A 26,107-nucleotide genomic window follows, 5' to 3' on the forward strand; every position below is an offset into this window, starting at 1 on the left:
CCTCAGGCGCGGCCGAATTCGTCGCCCAGTTCGGCCGCGCGCTTGCATGCGGCGTGCATGGCGGCGATGAAGTGGTCGGCCACCGCGTCCTTCTGCATCGACGTGAGCGCGGCGTAGGTCGTGCCGCCCTTGGACGTGACGCGCTCGCGCAGCACCGAAGGCGGCTCATTCGAGGAGGCCGCGAGTTCGCTGGCGCCGGTGAAGGTGCCTTTGGCGAGCTGCAGCGCCTTGTCGGCCGGCAGGCCCAGCTGCTCGCCGGCCTTGGCCATCGCTTCGATGAAATAGAAGACGTACGCCGGGCCGGAGCCGGACAGCGCCGTCACCGCATCGAGCTGCTTCTCTTCGTCCACCCACAGCGTCGCGCCGGTGGGCGACAGCACCTGCTCGACCTGCGCGCGGTCGGCCGCGGAGACGGCGGGGCGTGCCACCAGCGCCGTCATGCCTTTGCCCACCAGCGCGGGCGTGTTGGGCATGCAACGAACGATGCGATCGGTGCCCAGCCATTGCGCGATGCTGTCCGAGCGGATGCCGGCGGCCACGCTCAGGTGCAGCGCGCCGCGCGCGTGCGGCGCGACGGCCGCTGCGGCATCGCGGAAGGTTTGGGGCTTGACGGCCCACACCACCAGCGATGCATTTGCCAGTGAGGCGCCGGCCTGGGCGTCCGCCCGCACGCCGAAGTCGCGTTGCAGGCGCTCGCGCGCTTCGTTCCAGGGTTCGACGATCTGGACGGCGGAGGGCGCCAGCCCCTGCTTGAGCAGCCCGCCGAGGATGGCCGAAGCCATGTTGCCGCCGCCGATGAATGCGATGTTCATTCCTCCAGTCTAGTGGGGCCGGCGTCGAACATTCTTCAGCTTTTGCGCGGCGGCGCAGTGCTTCCGAGCTGCACCGGCTCCCGCCCTTCAAGGTGCGCCGGCAAGCCGTCGCGGCTTTCGGGTGGCGGGCAGTCAGGGCGCGTGAAGGACAATCGGGGCAATGACTCGACAGGAATTGCTGGGCGAACTGGCCCGGCCGGCCACGTGGGACGTGGCGATCATTGGGGGTGGGGCCACCGGCCTGGGCGTGGCGCTGGACGCCGCGGCCCGCGGTTTTTCCGTGGTGCTGCTGGAATCGCACGACTTCGGCGGCGGCACTTCGTCGCGCGCGACCAAGCTGGTGCATGGCGGCGTGCGCTACCTGGCGCAGGGCAACGTGGCGCTGGTGCGGGAGGCGCTGCACGAGCGCACCGTGCTGCTGAAGAACGCGCCGCACCTGGCGCAGCCGCTGCCCTTCGTCATGCCTTCGTACAAGCTGTGGGAGACGCCGTTCTACGGCACCGGTCTCAAGCTGTACGACGCGCTGGCCGGCGCGGCCGGGCTGGCGCCGACGCGGTTCCTCTCGAAGACCGGCACGCTGCGCGCAGTGCCCACGGCGCGGCCGGACGGCCTGAAGGGCGGCGTGGAGTACTGGGACGGCCAGTTCGATGACGCGCGGCTGGCGCTGGCGCTGGCGCGCACGGCGCAAGCCCAGGGCGCGCTGGTGATGAACTACATGCCGGTGACGGGCCTGCTGCACGAGCAGGGCCGTGTTGCCGGCGTGAAGGCGCAGGACGCGGAGACCGGCCAGGCCTTCGAGGTCCGGGCCAAGTGCGTGATCAATGCCGCCGGCGTCTGGGTGGACCAGCTGCGCCAGCAGGACGGCGAAGCGATGGGCCGGCCGGTTCGGCCGATGGTGGCGCCCAGCCAGGGCGTGCACGTGGTGGTGGACCGCCACTTCCTGCCCGGCCGCCACGCCATCCTGGTGCCCAAGACCGCGGATGGCCGCGTCCTGTTCGCCGTGCCCTGGCTCGGCAAGGTGATCCTGGGCACGACCGATACGCCGCGCACCGACCTGCCGCGCGAGCCGCGGCCTTTCCAGGCAGAACTGGATTTCATCCTCGGCGAGGCGGGGCGCTACCTGGTCAAGGCGCCGAAGCTGGCGGATGCGCGCAGCATCTGGGTCGGCCTGCGTCCCCTGGTGAAGCCGCAGGACGATGACGGCGGCAACACCAAGGCGCTGAGCCGCGAGCACACCGTGCTGGTCAGCCGTTCCGGCCTGGTGACGGTGACCGGCGGCAAATGGACGACCTACCGCGCGATGGCGGAAGACGTGCTGGATCGCTGCTTCCAGGCGCAGCTTCTCCAGAGGGTTGCGGCTGGAGTGACCACCAACTTGACGCTGGTCGGCGGTGATCTCGGCGGGGCGCAGCCCGTGCCGGTGAGCGAGGCGCCCGGCCTGCATCTGTATGGATCGGAAGCCGCCAAGGTCCAGGCACTGCCGGGTGCCGGCGCCGAGCTGGGCGGCGGCCTGACGGAAGCCATGGTGCGCTTCGCCGCCCGCCACGAATACGCGCGCAAGGTGGAAGACGTGCTGGCCCGGCGCTCGCGGCTGCTGTTCCTGGACGCCGCGCTGGCCGCCCGGCTGGCGCCCGTGGTGGCGCGGCTGCTGCGCGAGGAAACCGGCGCGGAGCCGGGCGAGACCGCCTTCCAGGCGCTGGCGGCCAGCTACCTGCCCGCGCGGGCCTGAAGCCCGGGCTTTCGGGCCCGGTTGACAGAACCTGTGGATAAGGCATAATCGCGGGCTCGCCTGTTTTTGGGCGAGCTATCTGCCTTTCCGGAGGCGCCGATCCAGCGGCAACCCGCCCTCGGCGCCGACGACAGGCCCAAGACTGTCCTCGATAGACCTGCCGGCGTGGTGCCAGGCGGCTTCGGGAACAAGTTGGGAAGACACAAATGATCCAGACTGAATCCCGGCTCGAAGTCGCCGACAACACCGGCGCGAAGTCCGTCCTGTGCATCAAGGTGCTGGGCGGCTCGAAGCGCCGCTACGCCAGCGTGGGCGACATCATCAAGGTGTCCATCAAGGAAGCCGCCCCGCGTGGCCGCGTCAAGAAGGGCGAGGTGTACAGCGCCGTCGTCGTCCGTACGGCCAAGGGCATCCGCCGTGGCGACGGCTCGCTCGTCAAGTTCGACGGCAACGCCGCCGTTCTGCTCAACAACAAGCTGGAGCCCATCGGCACCCGCATCTTCGGACCGGTCACGCGCGAGCTGCGCACCGAGAAGTTCATGAAGATCGTGTCGCTGGCGCCCGAAGTCCTCTAACCCCAAGGCGAGAAGACAGACATGAACAAGATTCGCAAAGGCGACGAAGTCATCGTCCTGGCCGGGCGTGACAAGGGCAAGCGCGGCAAGGTGGTCCTGCGCAAGGACGACGAGCGCGTCGTGGTCGAGGGCATCAACCTGGTGAAGAAGCACACCAAGCCCAACCCGCTCAAGGGCACCACCGGCGGCATCGTGGAGAAGGCCATGCCCATCCACCAGTCCAACGTGGCGATCTTCAACCCGGCGACCGGCAAGGCCGACCGCGTGGGCATCAAGGCCGACGGCGACAAGCGCATCCGCGTCTTCAAGTCCAGCGGCGAAGAAATCAAGGTGGCGTGAACATGGCAACCGCACGACTGCAACAGGTTTACCGCGACAAGATCGCTCCCGAACTGACCCAGAAGTTCGGCTACAAGTCGCCGATGGAGGTGCCGCGCCTCTCCAAGATCACGCTGAACATGGGCGTGAGCGAGGCCGTCGCCGACAAGAAGGTCATGGACAACGCCGTGGGCGACCTGACCAAGATCGCCGGCCAGAAGCCCGTGGTGACCAAGGCCAAGAAGGCCATCGCCGGCTTCAAGATCCGCGAAGGCCAGGCCATCGGCTGCATGGTCACGCTGCGCGGCGAGAAGATGTACGAGTTCCTGGACCGCTTCGTCACCATCGCGCTGCCGCGCGTGCGCGACTTCCGCGGCATCTCGGGCCGTGCCTTCGACGGCCGCGGCAACTACAACATCGGGGTCAAGGAACAGATCATCTTCCCCGAGATCGAATACGACAAGGTCGACGCCCTGCGCGGCCTGAACATCAGCATCACCACCACGGCCAAGACCGACGACGAAGCGAAGGCGCTTCTCCAGGGCTTCCGTTTCCCGTTCAAGAACTGAAGGTGCATCGTGGCTAAAACTGCTTTGATCCAGCGCGAACTCAAGCGCGACAAGCTGGTCGCCCAGTACGCGAAGAAGCACGCGGAACTGAAGGCCATCGCCGGCGATGCCAAGAAGAGCGACGAGGAGCGCGCGGCCGCCCGCCTGGCGCTGCAGAAGCTCCCGCGCAACGCCAACCCGACCCGCCAGCGCAACCGCTGCGAGATCACGGGCCGCCCGCGCGGCACGTTCCGCCAGTTCGGCCTGGCCCGCAACAAGATCCGCGAGATGGCCTTCACCGGCGACATCCCGGGCGTGATCAAGGCCAGCTGGTAAGGCGAGGAGAGAACAATGAGCATGAGTGATCCCATCGCCGACCTGCTGACCCGCATCCGCAATGCGCAGATGGTGGCCAAGCCGTCGGTGAGCGTGCCGGCGTCGAACCTGAAGGTCGCGATCGCCCAGGTCCTGAAGGACGAGGGCTACATCGACGGTTTCGAGGTCAAGAAGGACGGCAACAAGAGCGAGCTCGAGATCTCGCTGAAGTACTACGCCGGCCGCCCCGTCATCGAGCGCATCGAGCGCGTGTCCCGCCCCGGCCTGCGCGTCTACAAGGGCCGCGACGCCATCCCGCAGGTCATGAACGGCCTGGGTGTCGCGATCGTCACCACGCCCAAGGGCGTGATGACCGACCGCAAGGCGCGCGCCACCGGTGTCGGCGGCGAAGTGCTCTGCTACGTCGCGTAAGAGGGAGGAACGAGCAATGTCCCGAGTAGGAAAGATGCCGGTCGCCGTCCCCCAGGGCGTCGACGTGCAGATCAAGGAAGACCAGATCAGCGTCAAGGGCGCGGGCGGCACGCTGTCGCTGGCGAACAATGCGCTGGTCAAGGTGACCAGCAAGGACGGCAAGCTGTCCTTTGAGCCGGCCAACGAATCGCGTGAAGCCAACGCCATGAGCGGCACCCTGCGCCAGCTGGTGAACAACATGGTCGTGGGCGTGACCAAGGGCTTCGAGAAGCGCCTGACCCTGGTGGGCGTGGGCTACAAGGCCGCCGTCCAGGGCGGAAAGCTCAACCTGTCGGTGGGCTATTCGCACCCGGTGAACATCGAGATGCCCCAAGGCATCAAGTTCGAGACCCCGACCCCGACCGAAATCGTGGTGAAGGGCGCCGACCGCCAGCGCGTCGGCCAGCTCGCCGCCGAGATCCGTGCCGTTCGCGCCCCCGAGCCCTACAAAGGCAAGGGCATCCGTTATTCGGATGAGAAGGTCGTGATCAAGGAAACCAAGAAGAAGTAAGGAGCGGACGATGTTGAACAAGAAAGAGCAGCGCCTCCGCCGTGCCCGCCAGACGCGCATCCGCATCGCCACGCAAGGCGTGGCGCGCCTGACGGTCAACCGCACCAACCTGCACATCTACGCCTCGGTGATCTCCGAGGACGGCAGCAAGGTCCTGGCTTCGGCGTCCACCGCGCATAAAGACCTGCGCACCGAACTCGGCGGCGCCGGCAAGGGCGGCAATGCCGCTGCGGCCGCCCGCGTGGGCAAGCTGATCGCCGAGCGTGCCAAGGCCGCCGGTGTCGAGAAGGTCGCCTTCGACCGCTCGGGTTTCGCGTACCACGGCCGCGTCAAGGCGCTGGCCGACGCCGCCCGTGAAGCGGGCCTGCAGTTCTAACGGACACGGATAGCAACATGGCAAAGATTCAAGCGAACAGGCAGGCCGACGGTCCGGAAGACGGCCTCAAGGAAAAGATGATCGCGGTCAACCGCGTCACCAAGGTGGTGAAGGGCGGCCGCATCCTCGGCTTCGCCGCGCTGACCGTGGTGGGCGACGGCGACGGCCGCGTCGGCATGGGCAAGGGCAAGTCCAAGGAAGTGCCGCTGGCCGTGCAGAAGGCGATGGAAGAAGCCCGCCGCAACATGACCAAGGTGTCGCTGAAGAACGGCACCCTGCACCACAGCGTGCACGGCCACCACGGCGCCGCGCGCGTGATGATGGCGCCCGCCCCCAAGGGCACGGGCATCATCGCCGGCGGCCCGATGCGCGCCGTCTTCGAAGTGATGGGCATCACCGACATCGTGGCCAAGAGCCACGGTTCGACCAACCCATACAACATGGTCCGCGCCACTTTCGACGCGCTGAAGAACTCAACCACTCCTTCGGAAGTGGCGGCCAAGCGCGGCAAGTCGGTCGAAGACCTGTTCGCCGCCTGAAGCCAAGGACGAACGACATGGCCACCCAACAAAACACGGTCAAGGTGCAGCTGGTGCGCAGCCCCATCGGCACCAAGGAATCGCACCGCGCCACGGTGCGCGGCCTGGGCCTGCGCAAGCTGAACTCGGTTTCCGAGCTGCAGGACACGCCTGCTGTGCGCGGGATGATCAACAAGATCAGCTACCTGGTGAAGGTGCTCTGACATGGAACTGAACAACCTCAAGCCGGCCGCCGGCTCGCGCAAGGCGCGCCGCCGCGTCGGCCGCGGCATCGGCTCGGGCCTGGGCAAGACCGCGGGCCGCGGCCACAAAGGCCAGAAGTCGCGTTCGGGCGGCTACCACAAGGTGGGCTTCGAAGGCGGCCAGATGCCGCTGCAGCGCCGCCTGCCCAAGCGTGGCTTCAAGTCGCAGACGCTGAAGTTCAACGGCGAGGTCACGCTGACCGCGCTGGAAAAGCTCGGCGCGGCGGAAGTCGACCTGCTGGCCCTGAAGCAGGCCGGCCTGGTCGGCGAGCTGATCAAGAACGTGAAGGTCATCAAGTCCGGCGAGCTCAAGCGCGCCGTGAAGCTGACCGGCATCGGCGCGACCGCCGGCGCGAAGGCTGCCATCGAGGCGGCCGGCGGCAGCCTGGCGTAAGCGGCCGGAAGGACGAAGGAAGAAGTTGGCCACGAACGCCGCACAACTCGCGAAGACCGGCAAGTTCGGCGACCTGCGCCGGCGGCTGGTGTTCCTGCTGCTCGCGCTGGTGGTTTACCGCGTCGGCGCGCACATCCCCGTGCCCGGCATCGACCCCGGGCAGCTGCAGTCCCTGTTCAAGGGGCAGCAGGGCGGCATCCTGAGCCTGTTCAACATGTTCTCGGGTGGCGCGCTGTCGCGGTTCACGGTGTTCGCGCTGGGCATCATGCCGTACATCTCGGCCTCCATCATCATGCAGCTGCTGACGTATGTGCTCCCCACGTTCGAGCAGCTGAAGAAGGAGGGCGAGGCCGGCCGCCGCAAGATCACGCAGTACACGCGCTACGGCACGCTGGGGCTGGCGCTGTTCCAGTCGCTGGGCATCGCGATGGCGCTGGAAGGTTCGCCGGGCCTGGTGATCACGCCGGGCTTCGGCTTCCGCATGACCGCGGTGGTCAGCCTGACGGCCGGCACCATGTTCCTGATGTGGCTGGGCGAGCAGATCACCGAGCGCGGGCTGGGCAACGGCATCTCGATCCTGATCTTCGCCGGCATCGCCGCGGGCCTGCCCAACGCGATCGGCGGCTTGCTGGAGCTGGTGCGCACGGGTGCCATGAGCATCCTGGCGTCCATCTTCATCGTCGCCGTGGTGGCGGGCGTGACCTACCTGGTGGTGTTCATCGAACGCGGCCAGCGCAAGATCCTGGTGAACTACGCGCGGCGGCAAGTCGGCAACAAGGTCTACGGAGGCCAGTCGTCGCACCTGCCGCTGAAGCTGAACATGGCCGGTGTGATCCCGCCGATCTTCGCGTCGTCGATCATCCTGCTGCCCGCCACGGTGGTCAGCTGGTTCTCCACCGGCGACTCCATGCGCTGGCTGAAGGACATCGCCGCCACGCTGGCACCGGGACAGCCGATCTACACCCTGCTGTATGCGGGCGCAATCGTGTTCTTCTGCTTCTTCTACACGGCGCTGGTGTTCAACAGCCGCGAGACCGCCGACAACCTGAAGAAGAGCGGCGCCTTCGTGCCGGGCATCCGTCCGGGCGACCAGACGGCGCGCTACATCGACAAGATCCTGGCCCGGCTGACGCTGGCGGGGGCGGTGTACATCACCTTCGTCTGCCTGCTGCCGGAGTTCCTGATCCTGAAATACAACGTGCCGTTCTACTTCGGCGGCACCTCGCTCCTGATCATCGTGGTGGTCACGATGGACTTCATGGCGCAGGTGCAGAACTACCTGATGAGCCAGCAGTATGAATCGCTGCTGAAGAAAGCGAACTTCAAGACATCACTCGGCGGGTGAGGAAGGATGGCCAAGGATGACGTGATCCAGATGCAGGGAGAGGTGGTTGAAAACCTTCCCAACGCGACTTTTCGCGTGAAGCTGGAAAACGGTCATGTCGTGCTGGGCCACATCTCCGGAAAGATGCGGATGCACTACATCCGCATCCTGCCGGGTGACAGGGTCACCGTGGAATTGACGCCCTACGACTTGTCCAGGGCACGTATCGTGTTCCGGGCCAAGTAAAGGCTGGAAGAGATTTAGGAGAGAAAGAATGAGAGTTTCGGCTTCCGTCAAGAAGATCTGCCGCAACTGCAAGATCATCCGCCGCAAGGGCGTCGTCCGCGTGATCTGCACCGATCCGCGCCACAAGCAGCGCCAAGGCTAAAGGTTTAGGGGAAAGAACATGGCACGTATCGCCGGCATCAACATTCCGCCGCACCAGCACGCTGAGATCGGCCTCACCGCCATCTTCGGCATCGGCCGCACGCGCGCCCGCAAGATCTGCGAGGCCTGCGGCATCGCCTACTCGAAGAAGGTCAAGGACCTGAGCGACGCCGAGCTCGAGAAGGTCCGCGACGCCGTCGGCCAGTTCACGATCGAGGGCGACCTGCGCCGCGAAACCACGATGAACATCAAGCGCCTGATGGACATCGGCTGCTACCGCGGCTTCCGCCATCGCCGCGGCCTGCCCATGCGCGGCCAGCGCACGCGCACCAACGCACGCACCCGCAAGGGTCCGCGCAAGGCCGCGCAAGCGCTCAAGAAATAAACCGGGAAAGAGATAGACCATGGCCAAGGCCCCCGTCAACAACGCCGCGCAGCGTGTGCGCAAGAAGGTCCGCAAGAACGTGAGCGACGGCGTCGCGCACGTGCACGCTTCCTTCAACAACACCATCATCACGATCACCGACCGCCAGGGCAACGCGCTCTCCTGGGCCTCGTCCGGCGGCCAGGGCTTCAAGGGTTCGCGCAAGTCCACGCCGTTCGCGGCGCAGGTGGCCAGCGAAGTCGCCGGCCGTGCCGCGATCGAGCAGGGCATCAAGAACCTGGAAGTCGAGATCAAGGGCCCCGGTCCCGGCCGTGAATCCTCGGTGCGTGCGCTGGCTGCGCTGGGCATCCGCATCACGTCGATCTCCGACGTGACGCCGGTCCCGCACAACGGCTGCCGCCCGCAAAAGCGCCGTCGCATCTAAGGCTGCGACCGCAACCGGCGTGCGCCGTTGGGGCGCGCGCCGTTTTCATTGAAGCCCACCGCCGGCGTCGCATGCGATGCCGGCTCCCGCGGTGAACGGCCGCGGCAGTCAACGAAGGAAAGCAAGTGGCACGTTACCTCGGCCCGAAGGCCAAACTCTCCCGCCGCGAAGGCACGGACCTGTTCCTCAAGAGCGCCCGCCGCTCGATCAGCGACAAGGCCAAGTTCGACAGCAAGCCCGGCCAGCACGGCCGCACCTCCGGCCAGCGCACCAGCGACTTCGGCCTGCAGCTGCGCGAAAAGCAGAAGGTCAAGCGCATGTACGGCGTGCTGGAAAAGCAGTTCCGCCGCTACTTCGAGGAAGCTTCCCGCCGCAAGGGCAACTCCGGCGCCAACCTGCTGTTCCTGCTGGAATCGCGCCTGGACAACGTCGTGTACCGCATGGGCTTCGGCTCCACCCGCGCCGAAGCGCGCCAGCTGGTGAGCCACAAGGCCATCACGGTGAACGGCCAGCCGGTGAACATCCCGTCGTACCTGGTCAAGGCCGGTGACGTGGTCGCCGTGCGCGAGAAATCCAAGAAGCAGAACCGCATCGTCGAAGCCTTGCAGCTGGCCCAGCAGGTGGGCATCCCCGGCTGGGTGGAAGTGAACGCCGACAAGGCGGAAGGCACGTTCAAGAAGGTGCCCGACCGCGACGAATTCGGCTCCGACATCAACGAGTCGCTGATCGTCGAACTGTATTCCCGCTAAGCGGCTGGCGCGGGGCCCAAGGTCCCGCCCGACAAGTATTTCGTTCCCTGTTGCGGGGCACCGTGACCGGGCACTTCACCAGCCTTACCGGTGTAACGAGCCGGGGGTATTGAGAGGAAGTCCTGCATGCAAACCAACCTGCTGAAACCCAAGTCCATCAACGTGGAACAGCTTGGCACCAACCGTGCCAAGGTGACGCTGGAGCCGTTCGAGCGCGGCTACGGCCACACGCTGGGCAACGCCTTGCGCCGCGTGCTGCTCTCCTCGATGGTCGGGTATGCGGCAACCGAAGTGACGATCGCCGGCGTGCTGCACGAGTACAGCTCGATCGACGGCGTCCAGGAAGACGTGGTCAGCATCCTGCTGAACCTCAAGGGCGTGGTCTTCAAGCTGCACAACCGCGACGAAGTCACCCTGTCGCTGCGCAAGGACGGCGAAGGCGTGGTCACCGCCGCCGACATCCAGACGCCGCACGACGTCGAGATCATCAACCCCGACCATGTCATCGCCCACCTGTCGCAGGGCGGCAAGATCGACATGCAGATCAAGGTCGAGAAGGGCCGCGGCTACGTGCCCGGCACGATGCGCCGTTATGCCGACGAGCCGACCAAGTCCATCGGCCGCATCGTGCTGGACGCTTCGTTCTCGCCGGTCAAGCGCGTGAGCTACACCGTCGAAAGCGCCCGCGTCGAGCAGCGCACCGACCTGGACAAGCTGGTGGTCGAGATCGAGACCAACGGCGCCATCACGGCCGAAGACGCCGTGCGCGCTTCGGCCAAGATCCTGGTCGAGCAGCTGGCCGTGTTCGCGCAGCTGGAAGGCAGCGAGCTGGCCGCGTTCGACCAGCCGGTGCAGCGCAGCTCGCAGCAGTTCGACCCGATCCTGCTGCGTCCGGTGGACGAGCTGGAACTCACGGTCCGCTCGGCCAACTGCCTGAAGGCCGAAAACATCTATTACATCGGCGACCTGATCCAGCGTACCGAGAACGAGCTGCTGAAGACCCCGAACCTGGGCCGCAAGTCGCTCAACGAAATCAAGGAAGTGCTGGCTTCGCGCGGGCTCACGCTCGGCATGAAGCTGGAATCCTGGCCGCCTGCCGGCCTGGACAAGCGTTAATCCATCAACACGGTGAACCGCCCAGTACCTGACACGGCTGGGCGCAGATAAGGAAAGGAAATCACCATGCGTCACGGTCACGGCCTCCGCAAACTCAATCGCACCAGCGAGCACCGCCTCGCGATGCTGCGCAACATGATGAACTCGCTGATCGAGCACGAGGTGATCAAGACCACCGTGCCGAAGGCGAAGGAACTGCGCCGCGTCGTCGAGCCGATGATCACGCTCGGCAAGGAGCCCACGCTCGCGAACAAGCGCCTGGCGTTCGACCGCCTGCGCAACCGCGACAACGTGAGCAAGCTGTTCGACGATCTGGGCCCTCGCTACAAGGCTCGTCCGGGCGGCTACACGCGCATCCTGAAGATGGGCTTCCGCGTCGGCGACAACGCGCCGATGGCGCTGGTCGAACTGGTCGATCGTCCCGAGCCCGTCGAAGGCGGCGAGCAATCGGCCTCCGAATAACCTATAATCTCTCCCTCTGACGCGCGGTGGAGCAGCCTGGTAGCTCGTTGGGCTCATAACCCAAAGGTCGCAAGTTCAAATCTTGCCCGCGCAACCACAGATAGAAGCGTAGAGCCGGCCAGCGCCACCCGCTGAGCCGGCTCTTCCATTTCTGCCCAGTCGCCGACGTCGTCACGACGCAGGATCACCGGCCCGAGGATCTCGGCCAGCAGCGCGCGAGTGCGATCGCGGTCGGTGGTGTCCTTCTGCAGGGCAGCAGCTAGATCCAGCATGCGGCGCTTGTACGCGGCGATCGCTTGCTGCGCTAGGCGGTCGGCGTCGATCGGGGTCTCGGTCTGTTCCGGAAGGCTCGCGAGCTCGGCCTCCGCGGCCGCCAGGCGCGCGCGCAGTGCCGGGCTCATGCCGATGTCCGCGATCGCATCCACAAGACGCCCGATCTCGGCCTGAAGGGCGGCCCGCCGGCCAGGCGCGGCCTGCGTCTTCGCTTGGCGCTCCGCTTCCGCGGCCCGCACTGCGGCCTGCACGGTCGCTATTACCGTCGAAAGCACCTCGGGCGCCATGAGGTCCTCGCGGACGACCGACAGCAGTGCTTGATCGACGTCCGTCCGCAGGAAGGCACCGCCGCCCGGGCAGGCCGCAGGGCCGCGGTCCTTGCGCACGTTGCAGCCGTAGCGGCGCGCGTCGATCGCGATGATCGGGCCGCCGCACGCGGAACACCGCATCAGGCCGGCAAAGAGGGTGCGCATCTTCGCGCCACCCTTCGACGGCGTGCGGTGCTGATCACGCGCCCGAGCGGCGTCCCATGTCGCGGCGTCGATGATGCGCAGGTGCGGCACATCGCGGATCTGCCACTCCTCCCGGGGCCGATCGATGCAGCACCGCTTTCCGGTCTCGGGATCCTTCAACCACTGCCGGCGGTTCCAGATCAGGCGACCGATGTAGATCTCGGAGTTCAGAAGCCCAGCGCCACGAGCGCGATCGCCGACCAGGGCGGAGACAGCCCAGGTGCCGCCGCGCGGGCTCTTGATCCCTTCCGCGTTGAGGCGGTGAACGATGGTCCGTATGCCGCTGCCATCGGCGTATTCGTTGAAGATCCGCCGCACGACCGACGTCTGCTCCTCGTCGATCACCAGCTCGCGGCCGCGCCCGTCAGCCGTGGGCTGGCTGCGGTAGCCGTAGCAGACGCCGCCGACGTGGTAGCCGCGGTCGAACTGGCCGGCGAGCCCGCGGTGCGTCTTCTCGCGCAGGTCATCGAGGTACAGCTCGTTCACCAGCCCGCGAGCAACGCGCATCACCTTGCGGCCGCGCGCCTGCGTGTCGTAGCCGTCTGCGGTGCCCACCAGGCGCAGTCCGCGGAACTCCAGCCGCTTCACCACCTGGTCCTGCTCGCCGACGTCCCGGCTCAGGCGATCAAGGCCTTCCACGACGAGCAGATCGAAGCGGCCGGCCAGCGCGTCTGCCAACACGGCCTTGCCGCCTTTGCGCAAGGCAACGGGCACGCTGCCGCTGATCCCTTCGTCGGCGTACTCCGCGACTATCACCCAGCCTTCGGCAGCAGCACGCGCACGAGCCGCGCGCAGCTGGTCATCGATCGAGGTTTCGCGCTGCCGGTCGGTGCTGTACCGCGCGTAGAGCACCGCGCGGAGCGGTGCAGGGCTGCTGGCCGAGAGAGTCATCGTCCTTGATTCCATCATCGTGTGACGCTTCCTCGACGAGCTGCTGCACGATGTTCAGCACCAGAAGCTGGGCCAGTTCGCGCGCGGCTGCGAGACGGGAGGCCGCGTTCCTGATCAAACGTCACTCCCCTGCGCTTCCAGCTTCAGGGTGCGACGGCGGCGCCGTGCCTGCACCTTGATTTTGCGCAGCGCGAGGTCCCAGTAGAGACGGTGGCGCAGCTTCTCGACGTGTTTTTTGAAGCGCACGACGTTGATGCCGGCGGCGTACTCCAGCGCTTCCTCACGCGTGCGCGTGCCGTCCATTCCGATCCGCAGCAGCAGGCGGAACTCGCCGGGCTTCCGCTTCTCGACTCGCTTCAGGCGGCGCATGCGTTCCTCCCGGTGTCGTCAGAGTCCGAAGAGGCCTCCGGCCCGCGCCTAGGGCGCTCCTCCGCGGCGGGGCGTGCCGCCCCCCGGCCCCCCGGGGCTGCGCCCCCTTGCGCCCTTCGGCGCAGGGCCCCCGCTGCCTGCTCACCAGGAGGAAGGGGCGCAGAGCGCTCGTCGACGTCCGCGCCTGATGACATGCCCTCGGCCGTCTCGGCAGGCTGATGGCGTGCCTGCACGTTCGGCAGCGGATCGTTCGCAGAGCCGAAGTCGGCGATCCGTTCGACCAGGCGCAGGTTGTCGCGCAGCTTCTCGGCCTCCAGCTCGTGGAGCCGTGCGATGCGCTCGCTGTTGATCGCGTCGTTCTGCGCGTTGACTTCGACGGTGGAAATGCCCCATCGCGTCATCCAGAACAGGGCGAGCTTGATGGCGTGCGGCGCATCGCCGTCACGCAGCCAGCGCCGCACGGTGGTCGGGTGCACCTGAAGGCCGGCGCCGATTGCCTCCGCGTCGGGCTGACCGAGATCCTCGAGGATCGCCTGGAAGGAGGGCAGGCCGGAGGGCAGCCACCGATTCAGTACTGACGTGCGCAGCTTCCCGCGTGCCCGCTTCTCTGCCTTCGCGCGTTCCCGTTCGCGTGCGATCACCTCGGGTGGCCGCCTGGGCGCGCGCATCACGGGTTTCATCGGCAGCGGTGCCGGTGCCAGCTCGCCGCGGTGCTCGCCGACTCCCAGCGTGTTCCGCGCGTCAGGGTTGGCGGTGCCGGCGGCATCAAGCTCGCGGAATCGCGCGCTCGCACGCGCCGGGCCCACGATCTGCTCGAAGGTGCCATCGAGCTTCGCCGCGACGATCTTGTCCAGGACGCGATAGTTCCGGATGTAGTCGGCGGCCCGGAAGCTCTCCGGGTCCATCTGCACGACGGCCATCAGCCAGGCATACACGTCCTGCCGGGTGACGGGCACCTCGCCGAACATGTCGAGTTGGGCCAGCGCCACCTGGCGCGCGGTGAGCGGCTTGCGGACGCGGCGGGGTGCGTTCACGCCTCGATCTCCACCGGCTTGTAGAAGTAGCGGTTCCCGTGCTCCGGGACAACTAGGGCGTCGACCAGGATGTTCCCCCGCCGTCGTCGCCCACCGGCGCAGTTCGCGATCCAGTCGTCAATGAGCTGCTGGCTGTCGTCCTGGTGGCCATGCTCGGCCACGAAGGCGAGGAAGTCGCCCAGGCGGCCCCACTTCGTGAGCACCTGCAGCTGCTCCTGCACGATCTCGCCCACCTGGTGCTCGTCGTTCAGCGCGAGCGCCTGCTCGGCGGCCGCATCCTCATCGCTCAACTCGGCGATGCCGAAGTGATCCTTCAGCCCGGGCGACCAGGTCAGCATGCGTTTCCCGTCGAAGGCCTTCACGAACTCGCGGAAGGCGCACAGCGCGCGCATGTCGCCCGCGTCCGCCATGGCCAGGAGCTGGAACGGGGTGTAGTGGTCGTTCGCGCCCCACTGCGCGCGCTTGCCCACCTTCGCGTGGCTGCTCGTCAGCTCCGACGACATGCCCCACTTCTCGTCATGGCCCCACTTCGCGATGTACTCCGCGGCTTTCTCGCCGCCGCGCACGTCGAGCCCGTACTGGCTGGCGTGGGTCCGATTCTGCGCATCGACCAGGCCGTTCCGTTCCAGCTTCGACACCCACACGCCGCGGAAGTAGTCGATCGCGGCGCTGGAGAGGCGGCCCTGCTCGTCGGGCTCCCCTTCCTGGAACGCGCCAGGTGCGCAGAACACCAGCATGTGCAGGTGCGGGTGCCAGCCGTTGCCGTCGCCGTAGGTCACCTCGAGCGAGGTGACGCCACCGACGCGGCCTGCGGTGCCTTCCTTTCCCATCACCTTCTTCCAGCCCTTCGAGTTCTGGAACTGCTGGCGGGCCTTGTCGAACGGCTTCATCAGGTCCGCCAGTGCCTCGCCCTTGTAGTGCGGGAAGGTGAACGTGAGCAGGTAGGCGTGGCCACCGGCTGCCGTGTGCTTGACCATGGCGTCTGCCAGTTCCTGGCGGCGCTTCTCGGCCACCTTCGCCGCACACACCGGGCAGGCCCACACGCTGCCGCAGGTCTTGACGCTGCCCAGGCGGGACCGGGAGCCATCCAGTTGGCGCAGGACCGGCATCGCGCCTTCCGTCCGCACGTGCCGGTGGCACCAGACCACCCGGTGCTGCGCCTTCGCTTCCTTGGCCGGGTCGAACATGATCGTCTGCGCCTGGCGGAGCAGCCGGTGGCGCTTCTGGAGCATGGAACGACGGTCGTCGGCGGCTCCGCCCCCCGTTCCCGGTGTATCGATTTCGCGTGTATACCGAGACATAGTCAGACGGGGGCGGAGACGAAGGCAGCGCGCCCTGGAGACGGCCAGGCGGCGGCAGCGGCGGCGGCGTGGCGGAGGAGGGACGGGCTGCAGGCCGGGTAGCGGCAGGCCTGGGCCGGATCGAAGGTCACGGCCATCCGACCGTCTCGGGCGAGGCGGCGCACGAACAGCGGAAGCCGCCCTGGCTGGTCGATCTGGAGGAGGTGAGTCACCGGGTACCCCTGGCTGCGTTGCGCGGCTCCAGGGCCCGCGCAGGGTCCTCGCCGGCTGGGTTTCGGACGGTCTGCCGGCGCACTGGCAGACGCTCTGACGACCCGGCCATGTCCGTGTCGATCAACCCTCGAAGGGCCATCAGAACGCCTGCCGGGACGCCGGCAGCGTGGAAGTCAATCGGGCTGGAGGCCGCGTCAGAACTGGGTTTCGACGCATCAGAACGGGCGCGGAGCACGCTGGCCAGAACATCCGGCAGGAGCGCGGACATGGGTCGGAGACCGGGCGTGCGCCAGGTGCTCACCGCGCTCACCGGCCATCCCCCGGGAGGTCCCAGTCGAAGAAGCGGTCGTCGTCATCGACGGGCGCCGGCTCCAGGTCGGCGAAGGTCCGCCCCAGCATCTCGCAGCCGCACCGGGTGCACGTGTAGAGGCACCAGGAGCGGATGACGGGCGTGTCGAAGTTGCAGCCCGTCGCGATGCACCAGGGGCGGCGCACCGCATCGAGGGTCCAGCTCCAGAGGGACCGCAGGCGCTCGGCCGGCGTGCCGTTGAACGGTTTGGCGCTCAGCCCGAGGATGTCCGCCAGGCTGTACCCCAGACGGCCGCGGCCAACGATGCCGAGGCCGAGGCGGGAGAAGAGCGGCTCCCCTGTCATGACCCGCTCTCTTCCCGATCGAGCGCTTCCTCGGCTTCGCGGGTGGCCTGGGCGAGTGCTGCGACGTACTCATCGCCCGATGCAGCCTGGCGCGCCTCGAGCAGCGCGTCGGCGACCATGTACGCGCCGCCCGCGATGCCGTGCCAGCCGAAGGGGTGCCCGTTCTGGAAGTGGGCGAGGATGGCCGGAAGGGCCTGAAGCGCGAAGTGGTCACGCAGGCTCATCGGCGCGTCTGCGGACGTAGGTGTGGCTTGGAAACCCGCGTCAGAAGCGGGTTTCGAGGCGTCGGAACGCATGGTGGCCTACCGGCGGTTCTGCGCGGTCGCTGCCGTGGGATCGCGCTGCGCAGCGAGGGCGAGGACGATCAGCAGGCCGATGACGCCGGCCACGATCGCGCCGCTGCCACCCTTGGCAGCCAGCATGGAGACGGGAGCGCTGAAGCCGTTCATTCCTCGTCCCCCTCAGCCAGGGCCGGTTCCTTCTCGGCCGGTTTCACCGGTTCGGCGGGCAGGAGCCCGGCGAGGTCCGAGTTCTGGGTGACGTAGCGGGAGAGCCAGTCACCCAGGGTCTTGACGTCGATGTCCGGCGGCACGGCGCGCACGACGTTGCGGCCCTGCAGGATCGTGATCGCCAGGTAGTTCAGGGCGAGCAGGCCGAAGATGTCGCGGATCTTCTGCTCGGTGTCGGGCGAGATCTCGTCGCCACTGGTGAAGAGGATCCCACCTTGCGTCTTGAACTCACTGGCCAGGAGCTCGCCGACCTTCAGCCGGTTCGACTCGATTAGGTCCAGGAGCTTCTCGGCCTGCGCCTTCGGGATGTCTTCGGACAACAGGATGGCCGGCCGCGTGATGCGCTGGATCATCCCGCCGAGGCCCTTCACCAGTTGCTCACCGGCTGCGTCGGACGCCTCGTCCTCCGGGAAGTCGATCCCCGTCTCCTCGCACTTCTGGTCGAGGAAGGCCCGCAGCTGCGCGATCTGGGACGCGGACAGGTTGCGGGTCTCGTTCCGGAACTCGCTGATGTAGGCCTTGGATAGGCCCGTGCCTTCAGCGATCGCGGCGACGGTGAGGTTCAGCTCCTTCGAGAGCTGCCGGAGCTGTTCGGGGCTCACCCCCTTTTTCGGCTGGGCCATGTGGACCTTTTCATGTCGTCAAAATTGACATGAAAAAGTTTAGATGGCCGACATCAGCCTGTCAAATGTTGAGACTTGATAGAGTCAGGATTTGCGACTTTTCCCAACAGTCGGGCCGGGATAGACGGCGGTTTCGGGGTTCAGAATCTCGCCCTCTTCACCCAGGCGGAACCGGTTTCCCATGTTCGTGGTGGTCCCCTCGTCGGCCATGTGCGCGGCGAGCTGCTCGAGGGTGAGGTCCTTCACCTCGTCAGGGAATGAGGACTTGATCGCGTTCAGGAATTGATCCTGGAGCAGCCAGCCCCAGGACATCAGCGAGGAGAGCCGAACGTCACCGAGCTCGCGCCCAGCAAGGGAAAGTGCCAGGGTCAGCAGCGAGTCGCGCTCATGCCCTTTCAGCGACAGGATCGCCAGCGAGAGCGTCAGCACGTCCCGCAGATCCGCCGGGCGGCCGCCGTTGAAGAACTCCAGGCTGGGGAGCGCCGCCTTCGCTGCGGAGTCCGTTCCGTAGATCAGCCAGTTCGGCGTGACGTGCAGCACCTCGCAGAGCATCCGCAGCTCCCGGATGCCGGGCTTCGTCGTGCCCTGCTCGTACGCGATGATGGCCGTGCGCGATACCCCCTTCTGCGCGGGGTCGATCATCCTGGATCGGTTTGCAACGGCTGCCTGAGTGAAGTTGCGCTCTTCGCGGGCCGCCTTCAGCCGTGCCGCGAAAGCGGCATCGTCCGCCGGCAGATCTGGGGGAGGCGGCGGAAGCTCGCCCCGCGCGCGCTTGAGTCGCTCCGCCGCAGCCAAAGCCAGCTCGTCGGGGACCTTGTCGGGGTCACCGGGCGGCGGCGTGGGAGTGGGAGCGCTCATCAGGGAGACATTGTGCCCGCAGCGGGGGCGGGCACCGGCCTCCGGCCCGCGCCACGCGGCGCTCCTCCGCGTGGGGATTGCATCCCCCGGCCCCCTGGAGCTGCGCTCCCCTGTGCCGCCTTCGCGCCGCGGGCCCCCGCTTCCTGCCTACCAGGAGGAAGGGGTCTAGCTCGCTGCCCGAATCAGCTTCCGACGTACGTTGCAGGCCCGCGCAACCAAATCCAGACGCCCACCTTGGTGGGCGTCTTTCTTTTTGCACGGCCCACTTCGGTGGGCGTTTTCTTTTCCGCGCGGCCTTGCCACGGGTCCGCACGCGCGACAGACTCGCGGCGGGGCATGGCTGTCCCGCAGGAGTGAAGATGTCGGACGGTGCGCAGGACTGGCGGGCGTGGATCGGGCGCAGCGAGAAGGTCGAGGACGTCGCGTATCCCACCCCGGTGATGGCGCTGCAAGCGACGCTGGACCGTGAGCCCTCGGCGCCGCAGGACATGCCGTTGCCTCCACTGTGGCATTGGCTGTACTTCCTGCCGCGGCACCGCCAATCGGAGATCGGACCTGACGGCCACGCCCGGCGCGGCGGCTTCCTGCCACCGGTGCCGCTGCCGCGGCGCATGTGGGCCGGCGGGCAGTTCGACTTCCGTTCGCCGCTGCGCGTGGGCGACCGTGTCGAGCGAAGATCGTTCATCGAGGACGTCACGTCCAAGTCGGGCCGCACGGGGCCGCTGGTGTTCGTGCGCGTGCGGCATGAAGTGCGCGCGAACGATGCGGCGCAGCCGGCGCTGGTGGAGCATCACGACATCGTCTACCGTGAAGCGCGCAAACCCGGCGACGCCGAGCCGCCGCCGCAGAAAGCAACGCATGGCGCACCCACATGGCGGCGCGAATGGCTGCCGGACGATGTGCTGCTGTTCCGCTATTCCGCGCTGACCTTCAATGGCCACCGAATCCACTACGACCGCCGCTACGTGACCGAAGTGGAAGGCTATCCCGGGCTGATCGTGCACGGTCCGCTGATCGCCACCCTGCTCGTCGATCTGCTGGGACGCGAGATGCCGCAAGCGCAACTCGCCACCTTCGCATTCCGCGCGGTTCGGCCCACGTTCGATGGCAAACCCTTGAGCGTGAATGGCCGCCCGGAAGCCGACGGACGCACAGTGCGGCTCTGGGCCGAGGACCACGAAGGCTGGCTCACGATGGACGCCACCGCCACCCTGTGCTGACGGCGAAGGACAACCATGCAGCCTCTCAAGGGCGTGACGGTGGTCACGCTGGAACATGCGATCGCGGCACCCTATTGCACGCGCCATCTCGCCGACCTGGGCGCGCGCGTCATCAAGGTCGAAAGACCGGGCAGCGGCGATTTCGCGCGCGGCTACGACCAGCGCGTGCGAGGCCTCGCTTCGCATTTCGTCTGGACCAACCGTTCGAAGGAAAGCCTCACGCTGGACGTGAAGCATCCGGGGGCGGCAGCGCTGCTGGAAAGGCTGGTACTGGAGAAGGCCGACGTGCTGGTGCAGAACCTGGCGCCGGGCGCGGCCGCGCGCCTGGGCCTGGGCCATGACCGCCTTTCCGGGCTCAAGCCTTCGCTCATCGTGTGCGACATCTCCGGCTACGGCAGCGATGGGCCGTACCGCGACAAGAAGGCGTACGACCTGCTGATCCAGGGCGAAGCAGGCTTCCTGTCCGTCACCGGCACGCTGGAAACGCCAAGCAAGGCCGGCATCTCCATCGCCGACATCGCCGCGGGCATGTACGCGTACAGCAACGTCCTGGCGGCCCTGATCGAACGCCAGCGCACGGGCGCCGGCCGTCGCATCGACATCTCGATGCTGGAAGCGCTGGCGGAATGGACGGGATTCCCCCTGTACTACGCGTTCGACGGCGCGCCGCAGCCGCAGCGCACGGGCGCTTCGCACGCGACGATCTTTCCTTACGGCCCGTTCCCGACGGGTGCCGACGGCGGCAGCGTCATGTTCGGCCTGCAGAACGAGCGAGAGTGGGTGAGCTTCTGTGAAAAGGTGCTGTTGCGCGCGGAGCTGGCGACCGATGCGCGATTCACCGGCAATGCCAATCGGGTGGCGAACCAGGTGCAACTGCGCGGCCTGATCGAGGATGCGTTCCGTCCCTTGACCGCGCCGCAGCTGGTGGAAAGGCTCGAGGCCGCGCAGATCGCGAATGCGCGTGTGAACACCATGCAGCAACTGTGGGACCACGAGCAGCTCCACAGCCGCGACCGCTGGTCTGAAGTCCCCTCGCCTTCGGGCGTGCTCCCCGCGTTGGTACCGCCCGGCTTGCAGCCCGGCGAGCCGCGGATGGACGCTATCCCCGCTCTGGGCCAGCACACCGATGCCATCCTTGCTGAACTCGGCCTGGCATCGGCCGACATTGCCGCGCTGCGCGACGCCGGCGCCATCTAGCTTCGCGCCTAAGCGCTGGCGAGCACCTCGGCCGGGACAGGTGCTGGATTGAAGCGCTGCATCAACTGTCCGCGCACCCGTTGCAGCACATCCTCCCAGCCCTCGTTGAGGCGGTGCTGCCGGAACAGGCGCATCGACGGGTACCAGGGCGAATCTTCCCGATCCAGCAACCAGCGCCAGTCGGGGGCAAACGACAGCAGCAGCCATGTCGGCACGCCCAGCGCGCCGGCCAGGTGGGCGACGCTGGTGTCCACCGCGATCACGAGGTCCATCTGGGCGCACAGCGCGGCGGTGTCGGAGAAGTCCTGGATCTGCTCGCCGAAATAGAGAACGCGGCCATGCTGTTGCAGGCTTCGCGCGTCACTTTCCCGCAGTTCGCGCTGCAGCACGACGACCTGCGCGGCTTCCGGCAGCGTGCTGAGAAGGCTGGCCAGCGGCACGCTGCGCAAGGCGTCTCTTGCATGATCCGTGTTGCCACTGCACACGATACCGATGCGCGGGCCTTTGCGCGGACCGAGACGCTCGCGCCACTGCTGTGCCTTTGCGGGACTGGCGCGCAGGTACGACGCCGGCCCCGGGATGTTCTTCAATGTGGTGTTGGTGGCCATCGGTACCGACAGCAGTGGGCAGTACACATCGAAGTCCGGTGGGGCTTCGCCGGCTGCGACGACCTGGTGTGCGCCCGGGATGGTGGCGAGAAGCGGCACCAGCGGCGGCTGGACGTAGAGAATGACCTTGGCACCCTGGTTCGCGAGCACGGTGGCGTAGCGCGAAAACTGGATGACGTCGCCGTAGCCTTGCTCGAGGTGCAGCAGGATGGTGCGGTCCTGCAGCGGTTCCTGCCCCAGCCACATCTTCCTGCCGGCCGTGAACTCCGGCTTGAGCGCGCCGTTGCCCCAGCGCCATTCGTACAGAGGCCAGCCTTGGACGAAGTCTCCCTTGAGCAGGTGGACGAGCGCTTCGTCCAGGCGGCCCAGCCCGTTGAGCGGCTCCAGCACGACGGCCTGATGGAAGTCCTGCAAGGCGGCGTCGTAGCGGCCGGCTTCGAAGTTCGAGTGCCCGCGCACCAGCAGCATCTCGGCGTCCAGCGGGCCGAGCCGCTCGGCGGTTTCCATTGCGGCGACGGCTTCATCGAACCGAAGCAAGGCATTGAGCAGGCTGGCACGCATGACGTGGAGCTTTGCGCCGGGCTCATGCGCGAGGACTTTCTCCACGCACGTCAATGCCTGCTGGATGCCTTGCCGGTCGTTGCGGCGCCGCTGCGCGCACGCAGCCAGGCCGAACGCGAACGCCGCATCCAGAGGGGCGGCCGCCGCGCCCCGCAGGAAATCGGTGCGTGCTTCATCGAAACGCCCGGCTGCCAACAGCAGTCTTCCCCGGGCGTGCAAGGCCGGCAGGCATGCGGGATCGGCAGCCATCGCCGCCGCGTATTCCTGCAGCGCTTCGTCGGGCCGCTTCATGGATTCCAGCAGGTCGCCGGCTTCCATCCGCGCACCCGTGAGCCCTGGTTCCACTTGCGCCGCCGCCCGGAAACTCGCCAGCGCTTCGAGTGGGCGATTCATCCGGCGCAGCACTTTTGCCTTGCCGAAGTGGTACATGCCCGACATGGGCCGCAGCGAGATGGCACGGCCGTAGCTTTCCAGGGCTTCGGCATGCTCGCCGAGCTCATTCAACACGAAGCCGCGGTTGCCGTGCGCCTCCGGGAAGTCGAACTTCGCGGCAATGGCGGCGTCGTACTTCGCCAGCGCCGCCTCCGGTCGGCCAGCCTCTTGGTGGATGAGGCCGCAGCTGTAGATCGCTCTCGCGTGGCGGCCATCGAGACGGCAGGCCTGCTCGTGGCTGCGAAGGGCCTCGGCCGCGCGGCCCAACCGGTTGAGGGCGAGGCCGCGGTTGTAGAGCGCCTCCGGCTGTGCGGGGGAAAGGGCCAGACTCCGATCGAAAGCCTCGAGGGCTTGCGCATGCTTGCCCTGCAGCAGGCAAGCCGTGCCCAGGTCGAACAGAAGCTGGGGGTCTTGTGGCTGCACCGCGCTGGCTTGCGCCAGATGGGTCTCGGCGCGGGCGTGTTCGCCGGCGAGATTGGCGGCGGTGCCGAGGAAGTGAAGTGCCTTCACATGGGACGGCTGCAGCTGCAGGACGGCCTGGCACAGTTGTTCTGCCGCCGGCCGGTTGCCGGCCGCGTACAGCGCCGAAGCCTGGGTCAGCATCGCACTCACGTCCGCAACTTCCTTCATCGTCCTGCCTATCCCTTGGGGCAGGCGATGTTCACGCGCGAAGGAACTGGACTCTTCACCCGTTGGAGCCACCGGCGGTTCGACGCAAGCAATCAGCTTTCGCGCGGTGCCATGGCTTCGGTGTCCGCGAAAGCGCGCTCGAACTCCGGTCCGCTGAAGTCTTCCACGTCGACATCGTGGTGCAACGAGTGCGGATAGCTGCTGCGAAGGGAGCCTGACCGCTGTTCGGACAAGCCGGAATGTTCAGGGAGCGACGCCGCCCCGAGTGGATCAGGTGATCGCGTCGACCGCCGCAAGCCAAGGAGATCGAGCAGCGTCATGCGCGGCTCACGCAGCGATCAGTTCTTCGACAGGCTGTTCGACCAGCCGCGCTTCCATGATCGGCAGCACCATGCGGTGCAGATCCTTGGGGCAGTTGGACCAACCCGTGCGTGCGGCCGTCAGCGAGATGTGGACACCGCGAGTGGTGCCTTGCATCGTGACCAGGGCCTCCAGGCCGGGATGAGCCGGACTGAAGGACGACCAGGCTTGCGCCAGCGTTTCGAGGAACGCGATCGCGTGCGACCAGTGGTCGGCCTGCACATAGTCGTCCGTGTGCAGGGAGTTGACGGCTGCCTCCAGGATCGTGGCGTGGGCCTCCTGCGAAGCGGACGGCAGGGCCTGCTGCTTGGCGCGAAGCAGCAGGAACTCGCCGCGCCGGCAGAAGCCCTGGCGCGCGACGGTCAGCAATGCCGCGTCGGTGTTGACCACCGGCGAGCCCAATGCGATCGCGCGCATCGGCTGGTTCATGCGAAAGGTGGCTACGGGGCGAAAATTGGACATGGCGTACTGCTTTCGAAGGTGAACTCAACTGTCGAGTTCGCCTTCCGGAGCGCCATCCGCACTAGGAGCCAAGGTGCGCATGGCTCCGGGCTCGCTTCGATCAGGGAGGTGCCGGTTGCGAGTGCCGGAAGGCGGCAGCCGCTTCGATGCGGCCGCCTACACCGAGCTTGCCGGTGATGTTCGCCAGGTGGCGCTTGACCGTGTGCACGCTCAGGAGCAGCTTGCGCGCGATGATCTTGTTGCTGGCGCCGCTGGCCACCAGCTGCAGAACTTCGAGTTCGCGTGCCGACAGCTGCACTTCGCGCCGCGCCGCGGCCTGGGTGGCTTGCTGCAACCCGCCGTGGGCCCGGCGTACGGCGAGCTGCAGGCGCTGCGCAGCATGATGGGGTTGCGATGCGGAGGGAAGAACGCGAAACAACGCGTCCACGATGTCGCGGCGTTCCACGATCAGCAGGCCCAGGCTGCTGTCGGCGTCGACTCGATCGAGCACGTCCGAGAAGAGCGTGGCGGCTTGCTCCTGTTCGCCGGCGAGAAGGTGGACGTACGCCCTGACGAGGGTGGCATCGCCGTAGAAGGCGGCCACTGGCATGCGTGCCTGGATGCGCGTCGCCGCCGCCAGTTCCTTGGTCGCTGTCGCAAGATCACCTCGGGCCACGGCGCAGTAGGCCTGGGTGAGATGCAATGCGCCTTCGAAATACGGCGGCGTATTGGAGAAGTCCGCCGTGAAAGCCTGCCGGCAGGCTTCTTCCATCTCGGTGAACCGCCCCAGGATCCAGCAGGCGCGGGCCTGGAGGAGCAGGTACACCGGCGTGAAGGCCTCGCGGATCCCGCGGCAGGATTCGATCAGCGCGAGCATCGAGCGGCCGGAGGCTTCACTGCCGGCGGCATCCCCCGCCACGGCACGCAGCAGCATGTCCGCATGGCTCAGGTCGACAGCCGTGCCGCGAGAGCTGCCCGTGCGGCGCTGTGTCTCTTCCGCGAAGTCGATCGCGGCTCGGGCTTCCAGCAGGTCACCGGTCCACAGCAGGCGCCACGCCCGCAGGGTGAGCGTCATCGTCCGCACGGGGTGAGATTCCAGTTCGGCGATGGGGCCCGACATGACGGCGTCTTCGAACTCGTAGAAGAACGAGTGCCAGCCCCGGAACCCGACGATGCTGCCCCGCAAGCCACCGCCGGAGCGGCTGAGCCAGGCGAACAGCAGGTCCGCGTCTTCCGAGCGGACCAGGTTCGCCAGCGCTTCGAAGTTGCGGGACATGCTCGCTGCGTCGCCCGTGGTCAGGTCGTGCCACATGCGGGCAAGCGGCAGCAGTTTGCGTTGCCGCGCATCGGTGGGAACTCGGCTCTCGCACCACTCGAGGACCCGCTCGGCCGAGGTCAGGTCGCCGAGCATCACGAGCGGCGGAAGCATCAGCAGGTTGATGCGGCTCTCTCCGTCGACGTCCTCGCGGCCGCGGCACAGCGCGGCGGCCCGGCGCAGGCAGTGACGCACTTCGATCATGTCGCCATTGGACCAGGCTGAAGAGGCGAGCATGAGCCACAACTCGGGATCGCGGTCCAGCACTTCGCGTGGCAGCCGGGTGATGCTGCGGACCAGTGCGCGCCAAGCGCCTTGGCTGATCAGCGCTTGCCCATTGGCCACGATGTCGGCGGCTGCCTGCTCCCACTGTTCGGCATCCAGGCGATGGCCGATGGCGCGGATGGGGTTGGGCTCGGCCTGGGCGGC

Annotated in this window: 35 protein-coding genes and 1 tRNA gene; 22 read left to right on the forward strand and 14 right to left on the reverse strand. The window is 67.2% G+C overall.

Annotation, left to right across the window (positions count from 1 at the left end; all coding sequences use genetic code 11):
* Positions 1–2 precede the first annotated feature (2 nt).
* Positions 3–812, reverse strand: coding sequence for a pyrroline-5-carboxylate reductase (gene proC, locus EZ216_RS12925; protein ID WP_135250173.1), 810 nt, complete (start codon positions 810–812; stop codon positions 3–5).
* A 160-nt stretch (positions 813–972) separates the two neighbouring features.
* On the opposite strand from proC, the gene EZ216_RS12930 reads away from it, so the two are divergent.
* The 20 genes from EZ216_RS12930 to EZ216_RS13025 all read left to right on the forward strand — a co-directional run bounded on the left by EZ216_RS12930 (position 973) and on the right by EZ216_RS13025 (position 11,774).
* Positions 973–2,541, forward strand: coding sequence for a glycerol-3-phosphate dehydrogenase/oxidase (locus EZ216_RS12930; protein WP_135250174.1), 1,569 nt, complete (start codon positions 973–975; stop codon positions 2,539–2,541).
* 206 nt (positions 2,542–2,747) lie between these two features.
* On the forward strand, positions 2,748–3,116 hold the full coding sequence (rplN, locus tag EZ216_RS12935; protein ID WP_013902964.1) for a 50S ribosomal protein L14: 369 nt from the start codon (positions 2,748–2,750) through the stop codon (positions 3,114–3,116).
* Positions 3,117–3,137: 21 nt separating this feature from the next.
* On the forward strand, positions 3,138–3,455 hold the full coding sequence (gene rplX, locus EZ216_RS12940; protein WP_135250175.1) for a 50S ribosomal protein L24: 318 nt from the start codon (positions 3,138–3,140) through the stop codon (positions 3,453–3,455).
* A gap of 2 nt (positions 3,456–3,457) precedes the next feature.
* A complete protein-coding gene (gene rplE / locus EZ216_RS12945; RefSeq protein ID WP_135250176.1) occupies positions 3,458–4,003 on the forward strand; it encodes a 50S ribosomal protein L5 in 546 nt (181 codons plus the stop codon).
* Positions 4,004–4,012: 9 nt separating this feature from the next.
* Positions 4,013–4,318, forward strand: a complete 306-nt coding sequence (rpsN, locus tag EZ216_RS12950) for a 30S ribosomal protein S14 (protein ID WP_013902961.1) — start codon at positions 4,013–4,015, stop codon at positions 4,316–4,318.
* Between the two features lie 15 nt (positions 4,319–4,333).
* Positions 4,334–4,729 carry a 30S ribosomal protein S8 gene (gene rpsH / locus EZ216_RS12955; protein ID WP_135250177.1) on the forward strand — a complete coding sequence of 132 codons (396 nt, stop codon included), beginning with the start codon at positions 4,334–4,336 and terminating at the stop codon, positions 4,727–4,729.
* Between the two features lie 16 nt (positions 4,730–4,745).
* Positions 4,746–5,279 (forward strand): 50S ribosomal protein L6, encoded by a 534-nt coding sequence (gene rplF / locus EZ216_RS12960; RefSeq protein ID WP_135250178.1) that lies wholly within the window; start codon positions 4,746–4,748, stop codon positions 5,277–5,279.
* A 10-nt stretch (positions 5,280–5,289) separates the two neighbouring features.
* Positions 5,290–5,655, forward strand: coding sequence for a 50S ribosomal protein L18 (rplR, locus tag EZ216_RS12965; protein WP_135250179.1), 366 nt, complete (start codon positions 5,290–5,292; stop codon positions 5,653–5,655).
* A 17-nt stretch (positions 5,656–5,672) separates the two neighbouring features.
* Entirely contained in the window at positions 5,673–6,194 is a 522-nt protein-coding gene (rpsE, locus tag EZ216_RS12970) for a 30S ribosomal protein S5 (RefSeq protein ID WP_135250180.1), read from the forward strand.
* 17 nt (positions 6,195–6,211) lie between these two features.
* Complete coding sequence (rpmD, locus tag EZ216_RS12975) at positions 6,212–6,397, forward strand: 50S ribosomal protein L30 (RefSeq protein WP_135250181.1); 186 nt, start codon at positions 6,212–6,214, stop codon at positions 6,395–6,397.
* A gap of 1 nt (position 6,398) precedes the next feature.
* A complete protein-coding gene (rplO, locus tag EZ216_RS12980) occupies positions 6,399–6,830 on the forward strand; it encodes a 50S ribosomal protein L15 (protein ID WP_135250182.1) in 432 nt (143 codons plus the stop codon).
* Between the two features lie 25 nt (positions 6,831–6,855).
* Entirely contained in the window at positions 6,856–8,175 is a 1,320-nt protein-coding gene (gene secY / locus EZ216_RS12985) for a preprotein translocase subunit SecY (protein ID WP_135250183.1), read from the forward strand.
* Positions 8,176–8,181: 6 nt separating this feature from the next.
* On the forward strand, positions 8,182–8,400 hold the full coding sequence (gene infA / locus EZ216_RS12990) for a translation initiation factor IF-1 (RefSeq protein WP_135250184.1): 219 nt from the start codon (positions 8,182–8,184) through the stop codon (positions 8,398–8,400).
* 28 nt (positions 8,401–8,428) lie between these two features.
* Positions 8,429–8,542 (forward strand): 50S ribosomal protein L36, encoded by a 114-nt coding sequence (gene rpmJ / locus EZ216_RS12995; RefSeq protein ID WP_011481465.1) that lies wholly within the window; start codon positions 8,429–8,431, stop codon positions 8,540–8,542.
* A gap of 18 nt (positions 8,543–8,560) precedes the next feature.
* Positions 8,561–8,926 carry a 30S ribosomal protein S13 gene (gene rpsM / locus EZ216_RS13000; RefSeq protein WP_135250185.1) on the forward strand — a complete coding sequence of 122 codons (366 nt, stop codon included), beginning with the start codon at positions 8,561–8,563 and terminating at the stop codon, positions 8,924–8,926.
* 19 nt (positions 8,927–8,945) lie between these two features.
* On the forward strand, positions 8,946–9,350 hold the full coding sequence (gene rpsK, locus EZ216_RS13005; protein ID WP_135250186.1) for a 30S ribosomal protein S11: 405 nt from the start codon (positions 8,946–8,948) through the stop codon (positions 9,348–9,350).
* 125 nt (positions 9,351–9,475) lie between these two features.
* On the forward strand, positions 9,476–10,099 hold the full coding sequence (rpsD, locus tag EZ216_RS13010) for a 30S ribosomal protein S4 (RefSeq protein ID WP_135250187.1): 624 nt from the start codon (positions 9,476–9,478) through the stop codon (positions 10,097–10,099).
* A gap of 126 nt (positions 10,100–10,225) precedes the next feature.
* On the forward strand, positions 10,226–11,215 hold the full coding sequence (locus EZ216_RS13015) for a DNA-directed RNA polymerase subunit alpha (RefSeq protein WP_135250188.1): 990 nt from the start codon (positions 10,226–10,228) through the stop codon (positions 11,213–11,215).
* Positions 11,216–11,281: 66 nt separating this feature from the next.
* Positions 11,282–11,677, forward strand: a complete 396-nt coding sequence (rplQ, locus tag EZ216_RS13020) for a 50S ribosomal protein L17 (RefSeq protein ID WP_135250189.1) — start codon at positions 11,282–11,284, stop codon at positions 11,675–11,677.
* Between the two features lie 20 nt (positions 11,678–11,697).
* A tRNA-Met gene (locus EZ216_RS13025) sits at positions 11,698–11,774 on the forward strand.
* On the opposite strand, the gene EZ216_RS22060 is transcribed toward EZ216_RS13025, so the two are convergent.
* The 9 genes from EZ216_RS22060 to EZ216_RS13065 all read right to left on the reverse strand — a co-directional run bounded on the left by EZ216_RS22060 (position 11,731) and on the right by EZ216_RS13065 (position 18,914).
* Complete coding sequence (locus EZ216_RS22060; protein WP_369126983.1) at positions 11,731–13,371, reverse strand: recombinase family protein; 1,641 nt, start codon at positions 13,369–13,371, stop codon at positions 11,731–11,733. The genes EZ216_RS13025 and EZ216_RS22060 overlap by 44 nt on opposite strands.
* Positions 13,372–13,467: 96 nt before the next feature.
* Positions 13,468–13,722 (reverse strand): hypothetical protein, encoded by a 255-nt coding sequence (locus tag EZ216_RS13035; RefSeq protein WP_135250190.1) that lies wholly within the window; start codon positions 13,720–13,722, stop codon positions 13,468–13,470.
* The gene (locus tag EZ216_RS13040) at positions 13,710–14,756 is read right to left on the reverse strand and encodes a hypothetical protein (RefSeq protein ID WP_135250191.1); all 1,047 of its coding nucleotides are present in this window, start codon (positions 14,754–14,756) and stop codon (positions 13,710–13,712) included. Before EZ216_RS13040 ends, EZ216_RS13035 begins: the two co-directional genes overlap by 13 nt.
* Positions 14,753–15,988, reverse strand: coding sequence for a protein rep (locus EZ216_RS13045; RefSeq protein ID WP_135250192.1), 1,236 nt, complete (start codon positions 15,986–15,988; stop codon positions 14,753–14,755). The genes EZ216_RS13040 and EZ216_RS13045 overlap by 4 nt, the downstream gene beginning before the upstream one ends.
* Before the next feature lie 588 nt (positions 15,989–16,576).
* Positions 16,577–16,924 (reverse strand): hypothetical protein, encoded by a 348-nt coding sequence (locus EZ216_RS13050; RefSeq protein WP_135250193.1) that lies wholly within the window; start codon positions 16,922–16,924, stop codon positions 16,577–16,579.
* Positions 16,921–17,148 (reverse strand): hypothetical protein, encoded by a 228-nt coding sequence (locus EZ216_RS13055; RefSeq protein ID WP_135250194.1) that lies wholly within the window; start codon positions 17,146–17,148, stop codon positions 16,921–16,923. Before EZ216_RS13055 ends, EZ216_RS13050 begins: the two co-directional genes overlap by 4 nt.
* A 78-nt stretch (positions 17,149–17,226) precedes the next feature.
* Entirely contained in the window at positions 17,227–17,373 is a 147-nt protein-coding gene (locus tag EZ216_RS21375; RefSeq protein ID WP_167772887.1) for a hypothetical protein, read from the reverse strand.
* Complete coding sequence (locus EZ216_RS13060; protein ID WP_135250195.1) at positions 17,370–18,056, reverse strand: helix-turn-helix domain-containing protein; 687 nt, start codon at positions 18,054–18,056, stop codon at positions 17,370–17,372. The genes EZ216_RS21375 and EZ216_RS13060 overlap by 4 nt, the downstream gene beginning before the upstream one ends.
* Positions 18,057–18,140: 84 nt before the next feature.
* A complete protein-coding gene (locus tag EZ216_RS13065; protein WP_135250196.1) occupies positions 18,141–18,914 on the reverse strand; it encodes a helix-turn-helix domain-containing protein in 774 nt (257 codons plus the stop codon).
* A 359-nt stretch (positions 18,915–19,273) separates the two neighbouring features.
* Between EZ216_RS13065 and EZ216_RS13070 the strand changes: the two genes are divergently transcribed.
* Both EZ216_RS13070 and EZ216_RS13075 read left to right on the forward strand, forming a co-directional pair.
* Positions 19,274–20,134 (forward strand): HTD2 family dehydratase, encoded by an 861-nt coding sequence (locus tag EZ216_RS13070; RefSeq protein ID WP_135250197.1) that lies wholly within the window; start codon positions 19,274–19,276, stop codon positions 20,132–20,134.
* Between the two features lie 15 nt (positions 20,135–20,149).
* Positions 20,150–21,331, forward strand: a complete 1,182-nt coding sequence (locus EZ216_RS13075) for a CaiB/BaiF CoA transferase family protein (RefSeq protein WP_135250198.1) — start codon at positions 20,150–20,152, stop codon at positions 21,329–21,331.
* Between the two features lie 8 nt (positions 21,332–21,339).
* On the opposite strand, the gene EZ216_RS13080 is transcribed toward EZ216_RS13075, so the two are convergent.
* The 4 genes from EZ216_RS13080 to EZ216_RS21985 all read right to left on the reverse strand — a co-directional run.
* On the reverse strand, positions 21,340–23,535 hold the full coding sequence (locus EZ216_RS13080; RefSeq protein WP_239024378.1) for a tetratricopeptide repeat protein: 2,196 nt from the start codon (positions 23,533–23,535) through the stop codon (positions 21,340–21,342).
* Between the two features lie 119 nt (positions 23,536–23,654).
* Positions 23,655–23,882 (reverse strand): hypothetical protein, encoded by a 228-nt coding sequence (locus EZ216_RS13085; protein WP_135250200.1) that lies wholly within the window; start codon positions 23,880–23,882, stop codon positions 23,655–23,657.
* A 7-nt stretch (positions 23,883–23,889) separates the two neighbouring features.
* Positions 23,890–24,339 carry a PM0498 family protein gene (locus EZ216_RS13090; protein WP_135250201.1) on the reverse strand — a complete coding sequence of 150 codons (450 nt, stop codon included), beginning with the start codon at positions 24,337–24,339 and terminating at the stop codon, positions 23,890–23,892.
* A 145-nt stretch (positions 24,340–24,484) separates the two neighbouring features.
* On the reverse strand, positions 24,485–26,107 hold a 1,623-nt coding region (locus tag EZ216_RS21985; protein WP_135250202.1), incomplete at its 5' end, for a LuxR C-terminal-related transcriptional regulator.

The organism is Ramlibacter humi (genome assembly GCF_004681975.1).
In the GTDB taxonomy this organism is placed as follows: Bacteria; Pseudomonadota; Gammaproteobacteria; order Burkholderiales; family Burkholderiaceae_C; genus Ramlibacter; species Ramlibacter humi.